13 protein-coding genes are annotated in these 15,401 nt (G+C 40.5%); 3 read left to right on the top strand and 10 right to left on the bottom strand.

Annotation, left to right across the window (positions count from 1 at the left end; genetic code table 11):
- Positions 1-30: 30 nt before the first annotated feature.
- The 7 genes from argS to V7D18_RS09000 all read right to left on the bottom strand — a co-directional run bounded on the left by argS (position 31) and on the right by V7D18_RS09000 (position 9,553).
- Positions 31-1,728, bottom strand: coding sequence for an arginine--tRNA ligase (gene argS / locus V7D18_RS09030; RefSeq protein ID WP_426153544.1), 1,698 nt, complete (start codon positions 1,726-1,728; stop codon positions 31-33).
- 295 nt (positions 1,729-2,023) lie between these two features.
- A complete protein-coding gene (locus tag V7D18_RS09025) occupies positions 2,024-4,645 on the bottom strand; it encodes a LuxR C-terminal-related transcriptional regulator (RefSeq protein WP_426153542.1) in 2,622 nt (873 codons plus the stop codon).
- 76 nt (positions 4,646-4,721) lie between these two features.
- Complete coding sequence (locus tag V7D18_RS09020; RefSeq protein ID WP_426153540.1) at positions 4,722-5,702, bottom strand: ABC transporter permease; 981 nt, start codon at positions 5,700-5,702, stop codon at positions 4,722-4,724.
- Complete coding sequence (locus tag V7D18_RS09015) at positions 5,699-6,439, bottom strand: ABC transporter permease (RefSeq protein WP_426153538.1); 741 nt, start codon at positions 6,437-6,439, stop codon at positions 5,699-5,701. The genes V7D18_RS09020 and V7D18_RS09015 overlap by 4 nt, the downstream gene beginning before the upstream one ends.
- A 16-nt stretch (positions 6,440-6,455) precedes the next feature.
- A complete protein-coding gene (locus V7D18_RS09010) occupies positions 6,456-7,394 on the bottom strand; it encodes an ABC transporter ATP-binding protein (protein WP_426153536.1) in 939 nt (312 codons plus the stop codon).
- Between the two features lie 298 nt (positions 7,395-7,692).
- Positions 7,693-8,637: a helix-turn-helix transcriptional regulator gene (locus tag V7D18_RS09005; RefSeq protein ID WP_426153534.1), complete on the bottom strand. Its 945-nt coding sequence runs from the start codon at positions 8,635-8,637 to the stop codon at positions 7,693-7,695.
- A gap of 121 nt (positions 8,638-8,758) precedes the next feature.
- Positions 8,759-9,553, bottom strand: coding sequence for an amidohydrolase family protein (locus V7D18_RS09000; RefSeq protein ID WP_426153532.1), 795 nt, complete (start codon positions 9,551-9,553; stop codon positions 8,759-8,761).
- Positions 9,554-9,669: 116 nt separating this feature from the next.
- Between V7D18_RS09000 and V7D18_RS08995 the strand changes: the two genes are divergently transcribed.
- Both V7D18_RS08995 and V7D18_RS08990 read left to right on the top strand, forming a co-directional pair.
- Positions 9,670-10,005 (top strand): winged helix-turn-helix transcriptional regulator, encoded by a 336-nt coding sequence (locus tag V7D18_RS08995; RefSeq protein ID WP_426153530.1) that lies wholly within the window; start codon positions 9,670-9,672, stop codon positions 10,003-10,005.
- 66 nt (positions 10,006-10,071) lie between these two features.
- Positions 10,072-11,811, top strand: coding sequence for an ABC-F family ATP-binding cassette domain-containing protein (locus V7D18_RS08990; RefSeq protein ID WP_426153529.1), 1,740 nt, complete (start codon positions 10,072-10,074; stop codon positions 11,809-11,811).
- Between the two features lie 15 nt (positions 11,812-11,826).
- On the opposite strand, the gene V7D18_RS08985 is transcribed toward V7D18_RS08990, so the two are convergent.
- Positions 11,827-12,150, bottom strand: coding sequence for a winged helix-turn-helix transcriptional regulator (locus V7D18_RS08985; RefSeq protein WP_426153528.1), 324 nt, complete (start codon positions 12,148-12,150; stop codon positions 11,827-11,829).
- A 113-nt stretch (positions 12,151-12,263) separates the two neighbouring features.
- Between V7D18_RS08985 and V7D18_RS08980 the strand changes: the two genes are divergently transcribed.
- Positions 12,264-12,914 (top strand): flavodoxin family protein, encoded by a 651-nt coding sequence (locus V7D18_RS08980; protein ID WP_426153527.1) that lies wholly within the window; start codon positions 12,264-12,266, stop codon positions 12,912-12,914.
- Positions 12,915-12,981: 67 nt separating this feature from the next.
- Here the strand turns inward: V7D18_RS08980 and V7D18_RS08975 are convergent, their stop codons facing one another.
- Entirely contained in the window at positions 12,982-14,832 is a 1,851-nt protein-coding gene (locus tag V7D18_RS08975) for a glycoside hydrolase family 3 protein (RefSeq protein WP_426153525.1), read from the bottom strand.
- 76 nt (positions 14,833-14,908) lie between these two features.
- A complete protein-coding gene (locus tag V7D18_RS08970) occupies positions 14,909-15,361 on the bottom strand; it encodes a YaiI/YqxD family protein (RefSeq protein ID WP_426153523.1) in 453 nt (150 codons plus the stop codon).
- Positions 15,362-15,401: the final 40 nt, after the last annotated feature.

Genomic DNA, 15,401 nt, shown 5'->3' with positions numbered 1-15,401 from the left:
CACGTTATTTGAGATCTGTGATCTTTACTCTTACATTTCTTCCGGACAGGACATACCAAGCAGGCCGCAGGCATCCAAAATTACGTTCTGAGCCAGATCTGTAAGAATAATTCTGGCCCGCTTTATATTCTCTTCAGCGTGTAAAATAGGACACTCGTGGTAAAATTTATTAAATGCAGCGGCAACAGTAACTAAATATCTTGCAATAACAGACGGTTCATAACGCTCTGCCGCTTTTTCTATAGCTTCCTCATAACCGGACAGTGCCTTAATCAGTGCATATCCCATATCTTCGGTCAGTACATGAAAATCAATATTTTCATAATCGACCTTCTTATTATTTTTTCTCATTATGCTTTTTGCGCGTGCATAGGTATATTGGACGTAAGGACCGGTGGTTCCATCAAAACTTAATACAGCATCCCATGAAAAATCAACATTTTTTATCCGTTGATTAAATAAATCATGAAAAACAACTGCACCAACCCCTACTATTTTCGCTGTTTCTTCTTTATTCCTTAAATCAGGATTTTTATCCTGAATTGCATGTAATGCACGCTCAATAGCTTCATTTAAAATATCCTCAGCATAAACAATATTGCCATTGCGGGTAGATAACTTTTCTCCTTTCAGACTTACTAATCCGTAAGGAACATGAATTAAATTATCCGCCCATTGATATCCCATTACTTCTATTGCCTTAAATACCTGTTTAAAATGCAAGCTTTGCTCAAGTCCGGTCACGTATACACACTGGTTAAAATCATAAGTTTCTTTCCGATATAAAACGGCGGCAATATCCCTGGAATGATAGATCGAACTGCCATCACTTTTGGTTATGAGACATGGCGGCATATCATATTCTGACAGATCAATGATATCTGCTCCCTGACTCTTCTTTAACAGCCCTTTGCTTTTCAATTCTTCTACTAAAGCCGGTACCTTATCCCGGTAAAAGCTCTCCCCGGCATAAGAATCAAATGTGATTCCCAGCAGATTATACACACGGGAATATTCCTTTAAACTGATCTCTTTAAACCAGTTCCATATCCCCAGTGCCTCTTCATCATTCTGCTCCATCTTTACAAACCAGCTCCTGGCTTGTGTCATCAATTCAGGTTCTTTTTCTGCTTCTGTATTAAATTTCACATAGATCCGGAGCAACTCCTCAATCCCCTTTTCTTTCACTGTTTCTTCATCGCTCCATTTTTTATAAGCAACAATCAGCTTACCAAACTGGGTCCCCCAATCCCCCAAATGATTGATACGTACAACATGAAATCCTAATTTTTCGTAAATCCTGTACAACGAATTACCAATGACAGTCGTACGCAAATGACCCACATGAAAATATTTTGCTATATTGGGAGAGGAATAATCCATGCATATCGTTTTCCCTGCCCCTGTCTTTTCCAGTCCAAAATCAGGTTTCCTCATTTTATCGATCCAGTGCTTCACGTATTTTTCCCGATTCATAAATATATTTAAGTACCCGTTTACTGCCTCTGATTTTTCAATCCCCAGTGCTTCCTGTACTTCTATCATTGCTGAATTCAGTTCCTCTGCTATTTTAACAGGATTCTTATGCAATACTTTTGCGAAAGAAAAGCATGGAAGTGCAAAATCTCCCATTTTCTCCTCCGGAGGAACTTCCATAAACTTTGTCACCTCCTGTTCGCTTATATTTACCAGACTCTTTGCAATCCATTTACAGATTTCATCCTTCATATTATTACCTCCATTTTTCTTCATTTTCTATAAGAGAATAAAAAAAGAACCGAAACAGATCAGCATATGCTGAATCGATTACGGTTCTGTTATAAACTATGAACATCCCCGCACAGAAACAAGACGTATCAATCCTGTAACCATGCGAATATCTTTGCATCAGTTACAAGAGCTTACGTCTTTCTCTGCGTCTTAAGCTGTTCATGTAAAATGGCTTCATAGTCTGTTTCCTCTCAAAATGATGTATTTATTCTACAGTAGAAAAATTATTTTTGCAAGTACTAATTAGGTGATTTTATATAAGACCTTCTTTCCTGGCCTTTTCCACAGCCAGCATCCTGGATGATACTCCAAGTTTACCAAAAATACTGAGTACATGGGTTTTCACCGTAGCCTGGGATATGCAAAGCTTATCCGCAATCTCCCGATTGGTAATCCCCAGAGACAACTGGCTTAATACCTCATATTCACGGGCTGACAATATCTCCGGCTTACTCTCCTTAACAGTTTCACCCCCGCAAATTACAATGGTTTCACCTAAAAATGCTGTTTCCGCAGCACTCATTAACTGACTGCCAGCTGATTTTTGATACAATTCCTTCAGTATAGGCAGCAATGTAACACGATCAAGATAAAATGGCATAAGAATTCGGTCTTCCTGCGCATAATGAATCGCTTCAACCAGCAGATTGCTGATTTCCCGCTTGACGGCAACCTTCACCGGCACATGAGAAAGCATATATATTTTCAAAATGCCGGCTTCTACAAGACGAAGCTTATTATGCTGCAGACGGGATGAGATCAGTATGTCTTCGGTCTCTTTCAATGCCTCTGCCGTACTGCCAAGCTTAAACAGAATCCGTGCATGCAGCAGTTTCATAAAGGGCTGCTGGTTATATTTCTTCGCAGCTTCCAGCTCTTTTAGGAATTTATCAGAAAGACTTTCTGAAAGTCTGTCAATGCAGACAAGCTCATAGAGCAGACGTCCCAGAGTGAGTACACTATAATTAGGATACTCAGACAAAATTCCTTCCACATAAGAGACCGCTGTGTCGTTATCGCCGCGAAGAAACTTCATTTCAGCCAGATGGTATGCCAGCGTCATGTCTGTGATATCCACATGAATATGACGTTCCTCCAACAGCTGTCTGGATTGCTCCAGCACATCCTCCGCCTGCTGAAGCTCCATTCTGCGCATATAAACTCCGGCCAGACCGAAGTAATAATTGGTTTCTATACCCATTAATCCATTAATCGGTTTCAGTACTTCTTTTGATTTGGCATAACAGGAAAAGCTGTCATTTAACCGTCCCAATTCTTCGTAAACCTGACCTAACTGATTATAAGCGAAAAAACTGATAAAAGGATTTAAACCGGAAGCAATTTTAATCCCCTTTATGATGCAGTTTTCCGCTTCCTCATATTGCATCTTTTCCAATAATGCGCCAGCATTTTCAATCAGTAACACCGCTTTCACCACAGGTCCGTATGGAACTTGATCAATCTGTTTATCTGTCAGCGCAGGATATTGAGGCAAAATCCCATTCTCATTGGTAAAATAGATCTGAGCGAAGTCAACAATACTAAACAAATCTGAATCTTCATACAATTCCTTAAACTTTTCATAAATAACCCGGCAACGTTCCATATTCAGATTTCCCAGATTATAAATAAAGCACTGGGCCGCCAGATCCGTATCCTGAAATAAAAGCTCAATCGGAACCTTATCAAGATAATTCCACGCTTCTATCCTGCCTTCCATTGCTTTCGCCACACGCAGAACCTCTTTATAATTGCCAGCCTCACAATACTCCTGTAAGGCTTCCTCAAAATCCCCTTTTTCTTCAAATGCTCCTGCTGTTATTCTGTAGCATTCTGCTTTTTGCTCTTCAGGGAGGCAGCTAAACTGCTGCTTTAAATATTCCGATAATATATTGTGATAACGGTATATTCCGTTTTGTTCGTCCAGGCAGATAAGAAACAGATTTTTTTCCATGAACCGCTCCATCATCTGATCGAATTCCGGTTTTGTAAAACCCTGGAACAGCTTATTGCAGATGTCCGCATCAAAATAAGAAAGATATCCCGTTTTTATCAGAAAATCCTGTTCTTTTTCCGTGAGAGCATCAATAATTTCACGGGTCAGGTATTGGGAAGCAATCCCGCCCCCGGCACGCAGCAGCTGGCCGGAATACTTTCCCGCCGCTTTCGCCGCCGCCGCAAGCTGCAGGCCTCCAATCCATCCTTCCGCAAAGTGGTTTAACTGATTCAGTTCTTCCTCACTGCCCGCCAGCTTCATTGTATCTTTAAGAAAGGCCAGCCCCTCTTCTTCCGTCAGCTGCATCTGTTTTCCATCAACAAACAGCAAACGGCCGGATACTGCCATCGGGCCTAAATATACAGGCGGGTCTTCCCGTGAAAGCATAAAAAAGTGAAAGTTGGAAGGCATTGACTCAATAAAAAACTCAAAGGTTCGTATGAGAGCCTCATCATGGATGCAATGAACATCATCTAACACCATGTAATACTCTTCGTCTCCCCATAACCGGTTAATCAGCGTAATCAGCAGATTCTCCATATATTTTGTGTCCGGACTGGTTCTCATCAGATTGAAAAGACTTCCATCATCCTGTAAAAGGGGGCTGACTGACGCAGTGAAATAGAGCCAGAAGGTATACACATTGGTATTTGTAAAATCCAGTGACAGCCAGCATACATTTTTAAGTTCCTTCTCATGAATAAATGATGAGAGAAGTGTTGTTTTGCCAGTACCCGCACCACCGCTCAGAAAGATAATACTCATATCCCTGCACCTGGAAAGCTGTTCAAACAATCCATGGCGCACAATATAATTTTTGCGGGGTGCCGGTATTTTTAATTTAGTCGTAAGAAGTAATATATCTGAGGAATGCTCCATCGTTTATTCACCTGTCGTTTATTTATTACTATCATTGTAATGCAGGGAGCCGGCTTTGACAAGAAATGTATCACTTTCATACCCTTTTCATATATTTCATTCGTAAAACGGAGCAGGAAACTAGAAACAGTACTATGGAAAGTGCAATTACATAAATAATGCTGAAGCTGTGCTGCCATGCTTCTCCCCGTTCCATGTACTCAACAAAATTCATGAACTGTTTTTGCGGCAGTACCTTAATGATCAGATCCAGCAGCATATTTTTTTTGGTGAATAAGTAGAAGCTGCCTGCAAGCATTGATGTTAAAACGATGACAGATCTGCCCAGCATGGACGCATTATCCGGTTTATTAATCAGTGTATTTAACACCAGTGCAAACGAAATGCCGAATAATCCCATTACTGCAAGCAGACCAGCATACTGTAAAAGTGTGAAGCCAATATCAAATCCACAGTATTTTAAAATAATAAGCAGGATATATTCCGGCAGAAACATGGACAGGCAGTAGACGCAATGAGCTGCAAGATAACCGCTAAAAGAAACCGGCGCTGCCGTAATCCGCCGCAATTGTCCCTGCTCCTTATCATCTGCAAAGGCAAACAGATTGGCGAAAACCTCCATGAGAAGAAACATCATCATGAAACCTATGATATTTGCGCCAACGCCCCGGGCTGTTTTACTATCTTTAAGAATGGCATCCGGGTTTTTAAGCAGTGTCAGCACCATATTTTTATAACTGTCACTGCGAAGTGTCTCGATCTGATAATCACCGTTTTTACCGATTGTCACATAAGCATCATATTTTTGCTCTACCAGTGCTGAGTGAGGCGGTTTTTCCGGAGATACTACGATATTAAGTCTTGCCGGGCTTTGAGGTAAAGTTTCAGCAGATTTGTCTGTTACCAGAACAATCCGGCCTTTTACCTGCTGCACCTCCGTCAAATGAACTGCAAGCACCATGGAGGCAAGGGTAAATGCTGTTAATAAAATCAACGTAACAATGCGGGGAATGGTCCGCTCATAAATATTAGTAATGGTGGTTCTAAAGGTCCTCATATATAATCCTCCGTTCTGAAAAATAATCCACATCCCAATGTCAGCAGCACAGAAAGCACCGACGCAGTGATAAATACCGGCCAGAAATACTGGTAACTGTTGTCACAGGACAGAGTAAAGAAAGCTTCATTCAGCCATTTTACAGGTGATATCTTTGTGGCAAAGGCCATCAGACTGCCCATTCCATCAAGGGAAAAGAAGGTTCCGCCCAAAACACAAAGCAGACTAATCACCGTACTAAGCAATGTACTGGTGGTTTCTTCACAGTGGAACACACAGCAGAAGAAGATTCCAAGAGCTGCTGCCGCAAATTCTACCGGTGCCATTAAAAGAATAAAGAAGACCGGATTGCTCCCCAGGCTGACATGAAGCAGCGGGCACAAAATTACAAGCAGCAGCGAATGCAGGATATAATTAAAAAGAAACGACGCGGTCATTTTCGAAAAATAAACTGAAAAACCTCCGGCCGGGGAATAAATAATCCGAAGATTTGCCCGTTTAATATCGCGCTCCATAAAACAGTTGGAGGCAGTCATGGCTCCGTTTAACATACCATAGATGATAAGAGAAACTGTATAATACTGATATGCAGTGTTACTGTCAGCATAATCCCCTCCGCACAAGTAACCCAGGATCAATATCAATAAACCTGCAAATGCTGAATTATATCCTACAAGAACCGGATTTTTAAACAAATTGCTGAAATCCATTTTAAAAATTGTCATAAAACGACGCATATCCTACTCTCCTTTCTCAGTCACGCAGCTTGCGTCCTGTTAATTTTAAGAAAACAGTCTCAAGGCTTGCAGCCTCGCTTGTAATATTCCGTATTTTTTCGCCATGATCGCTTAACAGGGAGATGATACGGTCAAGATTTTCTATGCCTTTCAGTGATGTGATTTCAAAGGTCTTACCATCTATTTTTACAGACTTAACACCTTCCACCGCAAAAAATTCATCGTGCCCGATGGTGCCATTTTCCTCAACCTCTATGATATACCTCTTTTCATTCTGAATATCCTCCTTTAAGCTTTCCTTGGTTCCTTCTGCCAGAATAGCGCCATGGTCCATTATAATAATCCGGGTTGATATCACTTCCACCTCTTCCATGTAATGAGTGGTATAAATAACTGTCATGCCCTGATTTTGCAGTTTCTTAATGGAAGAAAGAATATGATTGCGGCTCTGGGGATCAATACCCACCGTAGGCTCATCCATGATGACCAGCTTCGGGTGATGGGCTATTGCACATGCAATATTAAGACGTCTCTTCATTCCGCCTGAAAAGGTCTTCACTTTATCATTTCTTCGGTCTTTTAAACCGGCAAACGTAAGTGCCTCCTCTACCGCTTCATTCAGCCTGCTGCCGTAAAGTCCGTAAAGAGAAGCAAAAAACCTTAAATTCCGTTCTGCACTTAATTCTTCATATAATGCTATATCCTGGGGAACAATGCCGATTGACTGTTTATAGGTACGAAGTATTTTACTGATTTTTGTGCCTTTAAAGCGGATATCCCCCTCATCACTTCCCAGTACAGCGGTGAGAATATTAATAGTGGTACTCTTTCCTGCACCGTTTGGGCCCAATATACACAACACTTCACCCCTGCGTATTTCAAAACTGATTCCTTTCAGGACAATATTTTCTTTAAAACTCTTTTTTAAATTGCTGACTGTCATTAGATTATCCATAGATTCTATCTCTCCTTATTTGTTTGCTATGGATATCATACGGGATTTTATAAATAAAAAAATCAACCGTTTGGCTGATTATAATGGTTGATTTCTTATAGCTCATACCATGATGAGCGCCTGGCAAATTCCTGAAATTACAGTTAATGAAACGATAGCCAAAAAGATCCATAAAAATATCCTGCCTATTACTAAAAGTACTTTATTCATCTAAATATCCTCCACCTGCGAAAGCCTTATGTGAGTGTCCATTTGTTACGTTCCATCATCATAACAAAGAAACTCTGACATAAGGCTGTCAGAGTTTTAAATATTTATTGCAGATATTAGTGGTTATTTTTTTTATTTCCTCAATGAATTCTTCTGGCTTTAAAGCGGTCACCTGCTCAGGATGGCATAAAACTAATTTACATATTTCATCTTTATAAGGAGTCCTGACAGTCAGATGCATTTTGTTTTCTATGGATTGTACCTGCGCATCCTGGAGATAAACATCATCCCTGATAATCCTGTAAAGAGCGGAATCAACGATCAGTTCATATGTATTCCAGCGGAACTTGTCGTGCTCTGGCAGGGACAGCTCCCTGTTTATATAGAGGTTTTCCTCATCCATACATGTAAGTGACACAATCCGGTCAAGTCTGAAGGTTCGCTTTTCTTCTCTTAAGTGGCAATAGCCGATTATGTACCATCCTCCATCTCCAAACTGCAGTTCTACAGGTGAAAAGCGCCTGGACTCTGTGGTGTTCCGCTGTGGATGATAATAACTTAATTGCAGATCGCGGGATCTCCACAATGCCTCCAATATGGTTTTTAAAACATCATCTGTATACCCTCCGGGTATAATCCGCAATATGTCAAAATTTATGTGTGATATGACCTGAGCAGCCTTTTGCCTTTCTTCGTCCGGCAAAACATTAAGTAACTTACTGCTTAACAGGTTATAATCAGTGGCCATATTGGGAATTCGAAACTCCTCCCCTGCTTTCAGCACCATCAAAAGCATTAATATTTCCTGCTCGCTAAGTTTAATACTTGGCAGAAAATAGGAAGAATCTATTTCGTATCCGCCGCCCAGCCCCTCATAGGAAATAATGGGAACATGAAGCTGGCTGAGCGCATCAATATCTCTGTATACGGTCCGCTCACTTACATCAAAATAATCAGCCAGTTCTCTGGCCGTCATTTTACTTCGCATTCTTAACAAATGAATGATTCCATTCTGTCTTTCTGTTTTTTTCATTCAATATACTCTCAATTCGTATTAAATTGGATATAATCGTGGTAGGTGATAACACATTTTTATTATATCACCTCAAACAGTATATAACAGATACAGCAAATATCAAAGTATATATAATAATTTATTCTGTAATGTGCAAAAGCCTGGCTATATTTCCGCCTAAAACCGCATCAGAAATTTCCGCCGTATTTGCCAAACGCAAAATTGTATCTTTTGATATCTGCAAATCGCCAAATGGACGGTCCACACCGAAAAGGCATTTGCTTGGTACTTCGTTAATAACAGTCCATAAAACAAATGTGGAGTAGTAAGCAGACGTATCCAGGTACAAATTAGGTACATCCTTTACCAGCTTTATGGTTTCTAGCCAGTTGCAGCCGCCCAGATGTCCCAGAATGACCGGAGTCTCCGGATAACCAAGGGCCAGTGCTGCGATTTCATTAATATCCTGAATTGTCAGTGGAAAAAATGCATGAATCCAGACCGGCAGGTTATTAAATTCCTGAGAAGCGCAAAAAATATTCTTCATTAAATGAATCTGACCGCTGCCTGGGGTAAATTCTCCCATTCCGGTCAAACTGTTCTTACAGATCACATCACTCACATATTGCAAAGTTTCCTGTAAGTCTAATCCAATAGGAACAGCACCAAAACCGATGTATCTGTCCGGATATCGTGCAATTGCTGATGCAAGCTCTGATGCGGCCTTTTTCCTTGCTTCTATCATGGAGCCTTTTTTACCAGCCAGTAAATCATTCAAAAATTTAATTGAAGTACTGACCTCGTCAAAATTTACAGATGTCTCCGGATGAAATGTTGTAGAAAATAAGACCGTTTTATCAATTCCTGCCTTATTCATCGAACTAATATGCTCCTCAATTGGTAAAGTTACATGGGAATGTCCATCAATAACCATATTTTCAACCTCTTTCCTTATACTTGATGTTATCATCAGCTCCTATTATAATGAGTTTATGAAATAAAGAAAGTATGCACTTTTTTGTAGCATACTCACGAAAAGGGGAGTAGTCAATGACTGAAAAAATATGTTTTGTCAGCAATAAAGAGCCATTTGAATACACACTATCCATTGTAAGCGGTAAATGGAAATTAAAAATCATATACCTTCTGGCCTGTACGTCACCAGTCAGATACGGAGTTTTAAAAAGAAATATATCCGGTATTACTCATAAAATGCTGAGTACACAGCTAAAGGAACTGGAGAAAGAGGATGTGATTGCACGGAAAGAATATCCACAGGTTCCGCCCAAAGTTGAATACTGTCTGACGCAGAAAGGTGAAAGCCTTATTCCCATAGTGCTCGCAATGTGCGAATGGGGAAAAGAGTATATAAAACCATTGGTATGAATTAATTGAAATAATTAACAAAAGATGGTATGCTACCAAAGGTAAATTCACACATGGAGGAATTACATGATAAAAATTGAAAATCTATCCTACTCATTTCCACAGAAGGATTTGTATCATAACATTTCGTTCACTTTAGAAGAAGGCCAGCATTGTGCCTTTATCGGCACAAGCGGCAGCGGAAAAAGTACGCTGGTCGATATCCTTATGGATCCTGAAAAATATATGTTTGAGGGAAAACTGGAGATATCTCCCCATTGCAGAATTGGATATGTAAGCCAGTTCTCTCAGCTGGATCATACAAAGGAAATAACCGTCTCCCAATATATTGGTGAGGAATTTATGAAACTGCAGAATGAAATAACATCCATCTGTACTGAGATGGAGACTTCATCAGACATCGATACCCTTCTGGAAAAATACCAGCAGGCCCTGGATGCCTTTCAGGCAATTGACGGAGATAATTTTGAAAGCAACATGAATAAGCAGTTAAGTCTGGCAGACTTAGGCAAACAGGGAGATCTGCCAGTCTCCCAGCTCAGCGGCGGAGAATTTAAGCTGGTACAGGTAATAAAGGAAATGCTGACCCAGCCTGACTTAATTATTATGGACGAACCCGATGTGTTCCTGGATTTTGAGAATCTGAATTCTCTTAAAAATCTGATTAATTCACACAAAGGAACCATGCTGGTGATCACACACAACCGGTATTTATTAAATCACTGTTTTGACAAAATCATTCATCTGGAAAATAAACTGCTCCAGGAATTTGACGGACGGTTCATTGATTATAACTTCTCTTTACTTCAAAAGAAAATTGAATTACAGGAACTGGCTGTTGCTGATACGGAAGAGATTAAGAGAAATGAGATCATAATCAACAATCTAAGATCACTGGCAACCACACATACGGAAGCAGCCAGAGGAAAATCCTTAAAAGCACGAAAGAAAATCCAGGAACGGTTAATAGCCCGAAGAATTCAGGCTCCATTTGTGGATATCAAACAGCCGGAAGTCCACTTCACAACTGCCAGTGAACTGGATAATGAAACTGTTTTAAAAGTCAGAGATTACAGTGCGGCATTTGATGAAATGCTTTTAGAAAACGTTAACTTTGAGATTAAATCCAAAGAAAAAGTTGCCCTGATCGGTCCCAACGGAACCGGCAAAACCACATTACTCCGTGATATCTTTAAAAATAACCAAGACTCCATAGAGATAAAGGAAAATGTTAAAACAGCCTTTTTATCCCAGCTTCAGGGTGAAATGTTAAACGAGTCCCAAACAGTACTGGAGGAATTTTTCGGTCTGGGTTTCAAAACGTACGATGAAATCAGCTCCTATCTCTCAAACTACACATTTGATGAATCAATCCTTCATCAGAAAATAGGAGCTCTGTCCGGTGGCGAAAAAAATATACTTCAGTTAGCAAAAATCTCTGCAGGCAAAGCAGATTTGCTGCTTCTTGATGAACCAACCAGTCATTTAGACACCTATTCACAAATAGCACTGGAAAAAGCGATTGTGGATTACAAGGGTGCAGTTCTGATGATATCCCACGATTTTTATTCTATCGTAAACTGTGCGGACTATGTCTTAATTATTGATGATAAGACAATCAGAAAAATGAGCATGCGTAAATTCAGACAAATGACATACGCCAGACATTTCGATAAAGACTATTTAGAATTAGAACAAAAGAAAAAGGCAGTCGAAACAAAAATTGAACTTGCTTTAAAAAATACTGATTTTGAGCTTGCAAAAGTTTTATCTGAAGAATTGGAAGCTATCATTCAGATGCTCTGAAATTCTTCCATACCTTTATTTCATATGCTCCTGACCCCATTGATACATCAGTTCCAGTATTGGAATCAGGGTGCGTCCTTCTTCTGTCAGAGAATATTCCACACGGGGCGGTACTTCATTGTATTGCTCCCTGTGGATTAAGCTGCTGGCTTCCAGTTCTTTCAGCTGTGTGCTTAATGTTTTATGGGCAATTGGGTGCAGTTCTCCCCGCAATTTATTATACCGTATAATTCCTGACTCATAAATCCTCCATAATATTATCCATTTCCATTTTCCTTCTACAGCTGACATGGTGTAGTACATCGGGCAGCTGCTGTAATTTCTCTCAAAATCCGACATCGATTCCTCCCAGCTAACAAAAAAGTTAGTAACTAACAACAATGTGCATACTTTTCTCATTGAGTATAAGGATATATAATTTATCTGTAAAAATCAAGTAGGAGGATGTAACTATGAAAGTGATCGCAATCAACGGGAGTCCCCGGAAAAATCACAACACTGCTGCTCTGCTAAAAAAAGCATTGGAGGGAGCACAGGCAAATGGTGCTGAAACAGAGCTTATTCATTTGTATGATTTAAACTATAAGGGCTGTACCAGCTGTTTTGCCTGTAAGAGAAAGGATGGACCGAGTTATGGAACATGTGCCTGGAAGGATGAATTAAGTCCCATTCTTCAAAAAATCAAAGAGGCCGATGCCATTATACTGGGTTCCCCTATTTATCTTCATGATGTTACCGGACAAATGCATGCCTTTTTGGAGCGCATGGTTTTCCCTTTTATAACATATACGGAAGGCTACAAAAGCCTGTTTGAACGAAAAATTAAGATCGGACTTATCTATACCATGAACGTGTCTGCCGCACAAATGGAGGAACGCGGTTTTCGTTCAACATTAAACGATAACGAAGATTTCCTCAAAAAGGTCTTCGGTCATAGTGAATCACTGTTTTCCCACGATACTTACCAGTTTGACGACTATGATAAATACGTTGTGACGGTTTTCGACAAGCACCATAAAGCATTGGTCAGAGAAAACCAGTTTCCAAAGGACTGTCTCAATGCCTATGATATGGGACAGCGTTTTACCAGGCAGGAAGTATAAAACCGGTAAAGCTCTCCTGATTCGTAATATATTTACAATCGACTTCATGGAGAGCTTTTTTCTGTATTTAATACTTTAACCCATATCCCACCGGAAACAGGACTTGGTCTGTTCTGATATCCTCAACCCTTGTATAATATGGCATAGGCAGGGTTCCTTTAAATATTTTCTTTCCAGTCAGAACATTGGCTATGCCATCTCCTTCACTTCCTGGCAGATAGCACATTACTATACCGTCCCATTGTTCCATATAATCGCTTATGATAACATTTCTGCCGGCTACAATTAAGGCTACGGTCGGATGCCCCAGGCTTTTGGCCAGATCAACCGCTTTCGTGTTGCCGGAGAGACCGAGACTGCCGGTGATGCTGATATCCGCACTGTCACCCTTCCATTCGGCGTAAGTCTTTTCTCCCAGACACAATAAGGTCATATCGGCATCCGCTGCTTTTTCCGGATCAGTGATAATCGTAAGATCATATTCATTTGCAAGTTCATTTAAACCATCCAATATGGTTTTTCCTTCCGGGATCCATTTGTGACCTTGGTTTTCTACATCCGAACTGCCAAGCCAGGTGACAGTCCAGCCCCCGCACTGTACCCCCACGTCATTTGCGGCAGGCCCTGTAACAAATAGCTTTGTTCCTTTCTTAATTGGCAGTATGGCATTGTCATTCTTTAATAATACAAGGCTCTCCTCTACCAATGTCCTCGCTAAATCCCTGTATTTCTGCGAACCGACACTGTTCTCTGCAGATGTTACCTTCTCCATCATTGGATCATCTAAAATCCCCATTTCCTTTTTCACCGTAAGAATCCGGCTGACAGCATCATCCACACGGTCCATCGGAATCTTGCCTTCCTTTACCGCTTCAACGATATATTTCCGGCAATCCTCAAATTTGCAATCTTCCATCAGCATATCAATACCTGCATTGACTGCAGTAATCGTCTGATCTTTTAGATTGTCACCTGGTATATTATGTATGGAATCCCAGTCACTTACGATAAAACCTTTAAAGCCCATATCATTTTTTAACATGGATATATATTTTTCATTGGCATGCATCTTAATACCATTTACACTGCTGTGACTGATCATGATGGTCTTAACACCAGCATCGATTTGCGCCTGATAGACCTTTAATAAATCCTGAATTTCTCCATCCGAAAGCGTGGCATCGCCACGGTCAATCAATCGTTTTTCTCCATCTGATTTTTCACCTGTCCCATACAAAACATTACCGTCCGCAAAAAAATGCTTTGCACAGGGGAGAATTCCCCCATCGATTAACCCCTTGGTAAAGGATGCTCCAAGCTCTGTAACCATACCTGTTTCAGAGGAATAGCTCTCATAGGTTCGCCCCCATCTGGGGTCCTGAGCCGCAGATAAGCACGGAGAAAAGCTCCAGAGCATACCTGTCAGTTTTGCTTCATCTGCTACTGCTAATCCCATCTGGTAGGTTAACTCCTTATCGTTGGCAGCACCGATTCCTATATTATGCGGATATATAACAGTTCCTTCACAGGTAGCCACGCCATGAACCGCATCATTCCCGTAGATATAAGGTACACCTGCCTCTGAGCTCATGGCCTCTTTTTGATATTTCAGAATCATATCCTTCCATTCCGATGAATTTAAGGAATTCTCACCAAATGTGGACAGGATACTTCCATAGCAGTTTTTCTTCATCATATTTTCCGGTATATTGTACACTGCTCCCTGTACCATCTGAGCTGCCTTTTGATCAAGTGTCAGTCTCCCAAGAATATCCTCCACTGATGTACTGCTAATATTATTGTTGGAATCAGCAGACGTACTTACCGCCGTCTGACCAGCGTTATCCGTCTGTACTCCCATGCAGCCTGTTAATGCCAGCATAAAAGTCAGACATACCCCTGTCACGCCACCTCTCATCACTAAATTCCCCCTTATAATGATTTATATATTTCCAATTATTTTACTCCCGTTAAAAATGATATGCAAGAACCAGTCACACTTTTCCAGCTGCGTATATAATTAACTTTCGAAAGGATTCTTCAAAACGTTCATCATCTTCTTTTGTTCTTTTTCCAGGTCCCCTGAGATGATTTTTAGATTTTGCTCTTCTTGCTGTTTTTGCAATGTGACGTTCCATAAGAAGCTGATTGATATTATCATTGGTATACCACTTTCCTGACTGGTGAATACCATATGCGCCTTTTCCCAGCGCCATCGCCGCTACTCCATAATCCTGTGTTACCACGATATCACCTGATCTGCATAAATTGATTAATGCAAAATCCACAGCATCTGCTCCCGCGCCAATAACCCTGATCTCGCTGTAATCAGATTGCAGCACATGATTGGTATCACATAGAAGACACACATTTATTTTATGCTCCTTTGCCGCTTTTTCAACAAAACGAACTACCGGACATGCATCTGCATCTACATAAATCGTCATTATTCCACCTCATTTTTCCATAGGTATTTAAAAAGTCATC

Source organism: Lacrimispora sp. 38-1 (genome assembly GCF_049890855.1).
GTDB lineage: Bacteria > Bacillota > Clostridia > Lachnospirales > Lachnospiraceae > Lacrimispora.
This window is presented reverse-complemented; position numbering and strand designations above follow the sequence as displayed.